Annotated in this window: 8 protein-coding genes; 6 read left to right on the top strand and 2 right to left on the bottom strand. The window is 67.3% G+C overall.

The features are described 5' to 3' along the window. Positions 1–76: 76 nt before the first annotated feature. Together KBY78_RS13815 and KBY78_RS13810 are read left to right on the top strand one after the other, a co-directional pair. Positions 77–1,444: an aldehyde dehydrogenase family protein gene (locus KBY78_RS13815; RefSeq protein WP_255144065.1), complete on the top strand. Its 1,368-nt coding sequence runs from the start codon at positions 77–79 to the stop codon at positions 1,442–1,444. A 93-nt stretch (positions 1,445–1,537) separates the two neighbouring features. Next, positions 1,538–2,680: a LysM peptidoglycan-binding domain-containing protein gene (locus KBY78_RS13810; RefSeq protein WP_255144064.1), complete on the top strand. Its 1,143-nt coding sequence runs from the start codon at positions 1,538–1,540 to the stop codon at positions 2,678–2,680. Between the two features lie 23 nt (positions 2,681–2,703). On the opposite strand, the gene KBY78_RS13805 is transcribed toward KBY78_RS13810, so the two are convergent. Together KBY78_RS13805 and KBY78_RS13800 are read right to left on the bottom strand one after the other, a co-directional pair. Then, positions 2,704–4,197, bottom strand: a complete 1,494-nt coding sequence (locus KBY78_RS13805; protein ID WP_255144063.1) for an ATP-dependent DNA helicase RecQ — start codon at positions 4,195–4,197, stop codon at positions 2,704–2,706. A gap of 5 nt (positions 4,198–4,202) precedes the next feature. Then, on the bottom strand, positions 4,203–5,225 hold the full coding sequence (locus tag KBY78_RS13800) for a hypothetical protein (protein ID WP_006169948.1): 1,023 nt from the start codon (positions 5,223–5,225) through the stop codon (positions 4,203–4,205). Between the two features lie 147 nt (positions 5,226–5,372). Between KBY78_RS13800 and KBY78_RS13795 the strand changes: the two genes are divergently transcribed. The 4 genes from KBY78_RS13795 to mtnC all read left to right on the top strand — a co-directional run bounded on the left by KBY78_RS13795 (position 5,373) and on the right by mtnC (position 8,112). Then, positions 5,373–5,582 carry a photosystem I reaction center subunit IV gene (locus tag KBY78_RS13795; RefSeq protein WP_006169947.1) on the top strand — a complete coding sequence of 70 codons (210 nt, stop codon included), beginning with the start codon at positions 5,373–5,375 and terminating at the stop codon, positions 5,580–5,582. A gap of 126 nt (positions 5,583–5,708) precedes the next feature. Then, on the top strand, positions 5,709–6,554 hold the full coding sequence (locus KBY78_RS13790; RefSeq protein ID WP_006169946.1) for a DNA-formamidopyrimidine glycosylase: 846 nt from the start codon (positions 5,709–5,711) through the stop codon (positions 6,552–6,554). A gap of 59 nt (positions 6,555–6,613) precedes the next feature. Beyond that, positions 6,614–7,279, top strand: coding sequence for a methylthioribulose 1-phosphate dehydratase (mtnB, locus tag KBY78_RS13785; protein WP_255144062.1), 666 nt, complete (start codon positions 6,614–6,616; stop codon positions 7,277–7,279). 116 nt (positions 7,280–7,395) lie between these two features. Then, positions 7,396–8,112: an acireductone synthase gene (gene mtnC / locus KBY78_RS13780; protein WP_255144061.1), complete on the top strand. Its 717-nt coding sequence runs from the start codon at positions 7,396–7,398 to the stop codon at positions 8,110–8,112. The last annotated feature ends 98 nt before the right edge of the window (positions 8,113–8,210 follow it).

Here is an 8,210-nt window from a genome sequence, read left to right as displayed (position 1 = left end):
CTCCCCCTCCGCCGCTGCTGGCGCAGGCGGGGCCGTTGACCCCGCAGGGCGGCTCTCGACGCCCGCCCAGCGGGAGCTGGTCAATTCAGGCCACACCAGGCCGATCGCCTGGCGTCAGGCCCATCTGCAGCGTCTCGATGGGCTACTGAGCGAGAACGAGCCGGCCATCCTGGAGGCACTGAGCGCCGATCTCGGCAAGCCGCCGGTGGAGGCCTACTTCGAAGTGGTGGCCGTGCGGCAGGAACTGCGCCTGGCCCAGAAGAAGCTGAAGCGCTGGATGGCGCCGCGGCCCGTTTCCGTTCCCCTCTCCCAGCTCCCCGGCCGGGCCGAGCTGGTGGCTGAACCCCTCGGCTGCGTGCTGATCATCGGGCCCTGGAACTATCCCTTCTCGCTCACGCTCCAGCCCCTGGTGAGCGCCCTGGCGGCGGGCAACACCGCCGTGCTCAAGCCTTCGGAGCAGGCGCCCCACACCTCCGCCCTGATCGCCCGGCTGGTGGGCCGCCACCTCGATCCCAAGGTGGCGGCGGTGCTCGAGGGCGGCGCCGACGTGGCCGGCGAACTGCTCGAGCTCCGCTTCGATCACATCTTCTTCACCGGCGGCGGCCGGGTGGGGCGGCTGGTGATGGCCGCCGCGGCCAGAACTCTCACGCCGGTCACCCTGGAGCTGGGGGGCCGCAGCCCGGCGATCGTGCTGGCCGATGCCGATCTCGATGTGTCCGCAAGGCGGCTGGCCTGGGGCAAGGGTCTCAACGCCGGCCAGACCTGCATCGCCCCTGACCACCTGCTGGTGGAGGACTCAGTGCGGCCGGCCCTGATCGAGCGGCTGCGGGGCGAGTTCCAGCGGGCCTACGGCGACGATCCCCTCGCCTCCCCCGACCTGGCCCGCATCGTCAACCAGGCCCAGTTCGAGCGCCTGCTGGCCTTGCTGGAGGGCGCTCGCCGCGGCGGCCGGGTGCTCAGCGGCGGCCAGGTGGATCCCCAGACCCGCCGGATCGCACCCACCCTGATCGCCTGCGATTCCGCCTCCGAACTCCTCAGCCGCGGCTGCGACGATGACCCGCTTTTGGCCGGCGAGCTGTTCGGACCCTTGCTGCCGGTGGTCGGTGTGTCAGGGCTGCCCCAGGCCATCGACCTCATCCGCCGGGGGCCCAAGCCGCTGGCCCTCTACCTGTTCAGCCGCAGCCAGGCGGCCCAGGACCAGCTGCTGACCAGCACCAGTTCCGGCGGCGTCTGCCTCAACGACGTCGTGATGCAGGCGGTGGTGCCGGAGTTGTCCTTCGGCGGGGTCGGTGAGAGCGGCATGGGCCGCTACCACGGCCAGGCCGGCTTCGACACCTTCTCGCACCTGCGCAGCGTGTTGCGCCGACCCTTCCGCTTTGATCTTCCCTTCCGCTATCCGCCCTATGGCGATCGGCTCGCCCTGATGAAACGGCTGCTGGGCTGAGTTCCTAGCCGGAGGCGGCCCGGGCTTGGAGCCGGAGCGGGGACTGGCGTTCCGGAGGGTTCTCCGTAAGGTTCATCCAACCGAACGCCATCCATGCGCAGCCCGCAGCCCTTGCGTCGTGCCCTGGCCGCCCTTGTCGTGGCCCTGGTTCTGCCCTTGCCTGCACTGGCGGGGCCTCAACACGTGGTGAAGTCGGGTGAAACTCTTTCGGAGATCGCCGAGCGCTATGGGGTGTCGGTGAAGCGGCTGCTTCAGCTCAACGGCATCAAGGACCCCAACCTGGTGGAGGCCGGCACCCGCCTGAAGCTGCCCGAGGGCAGTCCCGCGCAGGCCAGCCACACCGTGAGCGCCGGCGAAACGCTCTCAGAGATCGCCGAGCGCTATGGGCTTTCGGTTCAGAAGCTGATGGAGCTCAACGGCCTCAAGGACGCTGACCTGGTGCAGGTGGGACAGCGCCTGAAGGTGCCCACGGCGAAGAGCGCGGCCAGTCCCGCCAAGCCTGCCAAGCCAGCGGCCCCCGCTGCGGCCGGAGCGAAGACCGGAAGGGTGCACGTGGTCAAATCCGGTGAAACCATCTCGGAGATCGCCGAGCGCTACGACGTGCCGATGGCCCGGCTGGTGAGCATGAACAAGCTGGAGAGCCCCGACAACCTGCAGGTGGGCACCAAGCTCAGTCTGGGTGCAGGCAGCGGAACTCCAGCCACAAAACCAGCACCGGCCAAACCAGCAGCCTCTAAACCAGCAGCCTCCAAGCCAGCCCCTGCCCCCCAGGCGGCGGCTCCGAAGCCCGCGGCCAAACCCGAGCCAAAACCAGCACCGAATCCTCCCGAACAAGCCGAACAGCCCGCTCCAGCCGTCGCCACGCCTGCGGCCCAGGCCACGCCTGAACCCGAAGCCAAACCAGCGGCGGCCGCACCGAAACCCACCGTGGCCGCCGCCCAGCCCCAGCCAAAGCCAAAGCCCAAGCCCAAGCCCGACCCCAGCAACACCGCCCCCCCGGACTGGCGCACCTATGGCCCGCTGCAGGTGGATTTCTCCAACTGGCGGCCGATGGGTGGCAGCCAGGTGGCTCCGGCCCTCAACAGCGGCGGCCAGCCGGTGTTCGTGGCGATCAACTGCGCCGCCCGCAAGATCAATGCCACCGGCGAAGCAGGCGCCTGGACCAGCTGGGAAGATCCCACAACCGACTTCGAGGAGCAGCTGATCAAGGACGTCTGCAAGCAGACCGCAGGCTGAAGACAGAGATCCCTGCGGCCGAGTCAGGCAGCCCAGCGCAGGGGCCAGGGCTGGCTGAGGTAGTGGCGGCCAGCGCTGCGCAGCCAGAGGCGCTGGCTGCCATCATCGCTTTCGCTGATCAGCTCCTCCTGCACCAGACGGCGGGTCAGCCAGCCCCAGCGCTGCTCATCGCCGGCATGGGCCTGCTCCAGGGTCTCGACCAGGCGGTGCAGGTCCACGCCGTCCTTCTGGGCCAGGGCCTCCAGCACCCGCGCCGCATCCAGCGACCAGTCGCTGATCGAGCGGGGCCGCCGGCAGACATCGCAGCGGCCACAGGGCGGCACCAGTTCCCCCACCGCCTGCAGCAGGGCCTGCTCACGGCAGCCGCTGCCCTCCGCCACCGCCTCCATCCGCCGCAGCTGCTGCTGGGCGATGTCACGGCGCGGGCGCTCCTGGTCCTGAAGTTCCGGGCTCATCTGCCGGGCCGAAGCCCGCATCGCCCAGCCCAGGGAGAGCCGATCGGCCGGATCGAACAGCACCAGGCAGCGGGCGGGGTGACCGTCACGGCCGGCCCGGCCCGACTCCTGTAGGTACCCCTCGGCGCTGGCGGGCAGGTCCAGGTGCAGCACCAGGCCCACATCCGGGCGGTCCACTCCCATCCCGAAGGCCACCGTGGCCACCAGCACTGGCTGGGGACTCTCCTGGAAATGCTCCAGGGCCAGCCGGCGACTCTCCGGGTCCATGCCCGCGTGATAGGCGATCGCCTCACGGCCGGCGGCAGAGAGGCGGGCGGCCCAGTGCTCCACCGAGCGGCGAGTGCGGGCGTAGATCAGCACCGCCCCCCGGGCCTGCTCCAGCGCCTCCAGGACGAGGGACAAAGGGTCGTGGGGACGCCGCTCCATCGCATAGCTCAGGTTGGGGCGGCGGGCCGAGCGCACCTGCACCAGGGGACGGCGCAACTGCAGCAGGCGGATGATGTCGGCCCGCACCCGGGGTGCCGCTGTGGCACTCAGGGCCACCAGTGGCACCCCGGGACAGAGACTGCGCAACTGACCCAGCCGCCTGTAATCGGGCCGGAAGTCGTGGCCCCAGGCACTGATGCAATGGGCCTCATCCACCGCCAGGGCCACCAGGCCCCCCTGCTCCAGCCCCCCCTCCAGCAACTGGCGGGTGCCCTCGCCCTGCAGCCGCCCCGGGGCCAGGTAGAGCCCCCGCAGACGGTTCCCCCCCAGGCGGCGAAGCAAGGCTCGGCGGCTGGGCAGATCAAGGCCCTGGTGCAGGCTGGCCGCCGGGATGCCCCGCCGTTGCAGCTGGCTCACCTGGTCCTGCATCAGGGCCACCAGGGGGGAGACCACCAGCACCAGGCCATCCCGCACCAGGGCCGGCAATTGAAAACACAACGACTTGCCGGCCCCGGTGGGCATCACCGCCAGGCAATCCCGACCGGAGAGCAGCGCCTCCACCACCGGCCGCTGCCCTGGGCGGAAGGCGGTCCAACCGAAATGGCGCTGGAGCTCCGATTCGAGCGGATCCCTCATGGCGCTCAGGGCAAGGGAGGAGGCGTCAGCTGGTCGGGGCTTTCCTCCACCAGTTGCAGGCGGATCCGCATCCCCCCCGAGAGCTCGCCGAGGGACACCCGCAAGGTGGTTCCGCTCAGGCTCTGCAGAGCGGTGAGCAGCTCGCGCAGATGGGGGGTGCTGCTGCCGCTCTCCACCCAGAGGCGCTCCTGCAAGCCCCCCAGGCGCCGCCAGCTGGTGTGCAGCTTGAGCACGGCGCTCTCCAGCTGCTGGGCCTGAGCGACGGCATCGGCGAACAGGCCGAGGGCATCGAGCCGCTGGGCCTCCTGCAGGGCCTTCTCGAGGTTGAGGTCCCCCTGCTGGAACGCGCGCACGGCGATGCCGGCCTCAGCCGCCTTGCTCAGCCAGCGGGCGGTGCTGGTCACATCCTTGACCCGCTCCAGCTCCGGCTCCTCCCGCAGGACCCGGCGCAGGTCGTCCTGCTGGGGTTCCGGCAGTTTGGACAGCTCGCGCACCAGGGGCGCCACCACCCGGGGGGGCAGCAGGTTCTCCTGAGTGCGCTGGCGGATCTCTTCAGGCAACAGCGGGCTGGTGGCTGCGGTGAATTCATCGCTGAGGCGCCGCACCTGCTTGCGGGTGATCTGCTGACCGTCGTTGGCGGCCTCGCTGATCATCTGCTGCACCTCCGGATCCGCCAGAGCCGTATCCAGGAAGGCGCGCTTGGAGAAGTTGTTCACGCTCTCCTGCTCGAGCAGCCCCTCGCCCACCAGGCCATCAGCCGACTCCGCCAGCTGAATCAGGCCGTAAGCCCGGGTCTTGCTGATCTCCTGCTCCCTCAGCCATTGCAGGAATCCGGTGCCCCGGCCCTCACCGCCCCGCTTCTCCCGGTCACGCACCGCCCGCAGGATGCGCCCTCGCCAGATCTCAGTTTGCAGATCGAAGCGGTCGCAGACGGCCCAGGCCTCCTCCAGGCGGGAGAGGAACTCCATGGTGCTGATGTCGTCCCGCTCCGGATCGGGCAGCTCCAGGCTGAGGACGGGTGCCTCCATCGACGACCAGCGGCGCAATCGCTGATGCTGCCACGCAGACCCGTGACGGCAAACCATAAGCCGAACGACGAAACGTGACGCCCGCGGTTCATCCCCCCTTTGGAGCAGGTATCTTCCGTCAGGCAGTCACCCCATAACAGCGCAGCGATGGCGATCTCCCGCGGCGACAAGGTGCGCATCAAGCGGCCTGAGTCCTACTGGTTCAACGAAGTCGGCACCGTGGCGTCCGTCGACACCTCGGGCATCCGCTACCCCGTGGTGGTGCGCTTCGAGAAGGTCAATTACAGCGGCTTCAGCGGCTCAGAAGGCGGCATCAACACCAACAACTTCGCCGAAAGCGAACTGCAGTCGGCCTGAGCCCCCTCCGGGTCATGCCGCCCAGGTTTCAGCACTGATCCGCTTGAAGCTGAGCTTCGGGCGGATTTTATTCGTCGTGGCGACCACCCATCTGCCTGACAGGCTGCCTGGATTGATTCTGAGCGGATGCCCGAGCTTCCCGAGGTAGAAACAGTCCGGCGCGGGCTGGAGCGCCAGCTCAAGGGGTTCGAGATTGAGCGGGTCGAGGTGCTCAGGCAGAGGGCCATCGCCGCTCCCGAGGAGGTTGATCAGTTCCGGGCCGGGCTGATCGGCTGCTTGGTTGGGACCTGGAGCCGCCGGGGGAAGTACCTGATGGCTGAGCTCAGCCGCGACGGCCAGTCGGCAGGCCACTGGGGCGTTCATCTGCGCATGACCGGACAGTTTCTCTGGCTGGAGGAGCCCCGCGAGCCCTGCGCCCATACCCGGGTGCGTTGTTGGAGCCGTCTGGGCCAGGAGCTGCGCTTCATCGACGTACGCAGCTTCGGGCAGATGTGGTTCATCCCGTGCGGACTCGACTGTTCCTGCGTGATGACGGGCCTGCAGAAGCTGGGACCTGAACCCTTCAGCGAGGCCTTCAGCGGCGCCTACCTGCAGCAGAAACTGAAGGGCTCCGTGCGACCGATCAAGGCGGCCCTGCTCGATCAGGCGCTGGTGGCTGGTGTGGGCAACATCTATGCCGATGAATCCCTGTTCACAGCCGGCGTGGCCCCCCAGCGCCGCAGCGGCAGCCTCAGCCTCTTGGAGCTCGAGCGGCTGCGCCGGTCGCTCATCGAGGTGCTCGAAATCAGCATCGGCTCGGGCGGCACCACCTTCAGCGACTTTCGTGATCTCAGTGGCACGAACGGAAATTACGGAGGCGTGGCCTGGGTGTACCGCCGAGGCGGTCAACCGTGCCGGCGCTGCGGCCAGCCGATCCAGCGTGAGCGGCTGGGGGGTCGCAGCAGCCACTGGTGCTCCAACTGCCAGCGTTGAATCGTGCTTGGGGCTCGTACAGAGGTGCGAGAGGATGAGTCCAAGCCGTTGAAGGGTCCGTGCCCACATCCGCGCCCGAGGAGCAGGCCAGGGCACTGAGCCGTGTCATCGCAGCGATCCATGCCAGGGGCTGGTGCGACGGCACGGGCGGAAATTTCAGCTGCGTGAGCCAGCTGGAACCCTTGGAGCTGTTGATGGCCCCCAGCGGGGTCGACAAGGGCTCAATCCAACCCCAGGACCTGATCCTGGTCAATGGCGAAGCCCAGGTGATCGCAGGCAGCGGAGAAGCCAGTGCCGAGACCCTGCTGCACCTGGAGATCGTCACACGCACAGGAGCCGGAGCCGTGCTGCATACCCACTCCCAGGCCGCCACCCTGCTCTCCCGGCACGCTCTGCAAGCCGCTTCACACCCTCAAGCAGCCGATGCAGCAGAAGCAGCTGTGCTGATCGAAGGGCTGGAGATGCTCAAGGGCCTCGCAGGCATTCGCAGCCACGACACCTCCATCGCCATCCCCGTGCTGGCCAACGATCAGGATCTGCGCCGCCTCAGCCTCGCCGCCTCACCACACCTGGGCGAGGCACCCTACGGCCTCCTGATCGCTGGCCACGGGCTCTATGCCTGGGGCAACGATCTTTTCAGCGCCCGTCGCCATCTGGAAATTCTCGAATTCCTGCTGGAGCAGAGCTGGCGGGAGCGGCTCCTGCCTCACCGCCCCGGACCATGACTCATTCAACCTGACCATCTCAATCGGCAGCTGGAGTTGATGGAACCGACCGCTCACTGGCCGGCATCAGCCATGTGCTGCTTCACATCGAAGGAACCACTTGCCCCGTGAGTTTCGTGGCCGACACGCTCTTCCCCTATGCCAGGGATCGTCTTGAGACTTTCCTGCTTGAGCACAGCCAGGATCCGGAGCTCAAACCATTGCTCTGTGATCTCAGCGAAGCCTGGAACAGCGCCAACGGCGAAGCCATGAACAACCCCGTTCGCAAGCACGAAGGCGTTGATCAGCGTCAGCAGGACCTTCAACAGTCACCAACCAAGCAACCCAGCCTCCATCAACTCTGCAGCTTTCTTGAGTCCCTGATCGATGAAGACCGCAAGCTCACCGCTCTGAAAGACCTGCAGGGTTTGATCTGGACTGAGGGCTATGCCACTGGTGCGCTGTGTGCTCCCCTGTTTGTCGATGTGGCGCCAACCCTGGTGCAATGGCACGCCGCTGGGCTTCAGTTGGCGGTGTATTCGTCAGGGTCCGTCGCCGCTCAGCAACTTCTCTACGGTCACAGCGATGCCGGAGATCTTCGCCAGTTGTTCAGCGCCTGGTTTGATACACGCATCGGCCACAAACAGGACCCAGCCAGCTACCTCAGGATTGCCGAATCCCTCGAAACGCCCCCTGCCAAGATCCTGTTCGTGAGTGACTCCCTAGCCGAACTCGATGCCGCCCACCACAGCGGCCTGGCTGTGATCTTCAGCAGCAGACCAGGCAATCCCGAACACGACCCGGGATCCCATGCCAAGATCACGACTCTGAAGCAAATTGAATTACCATGCTGACCGGTCAGCATGGCCAAAAAAGCCACAAAAAAAGCCACCCGTAGGTGGCTTTTTTTGTCCCTTCTCAGCTTTGCTGAGTCAAGAATTGAGCGTTCAGA

This window comes from Synechococcus sp. EJ6-Ellesmere (assembly GCF_024345875.1).
GTDB lineage: Bacteria > Cyanobacteriota > Cyanobacteriia > PCC-6307 > Cyanobiaceae > Regnicoccus_A > Regnicoccus_A antarcticus.
This window is presented reverse-complemented; position numbering and strand designations above follow the sequence as displayed.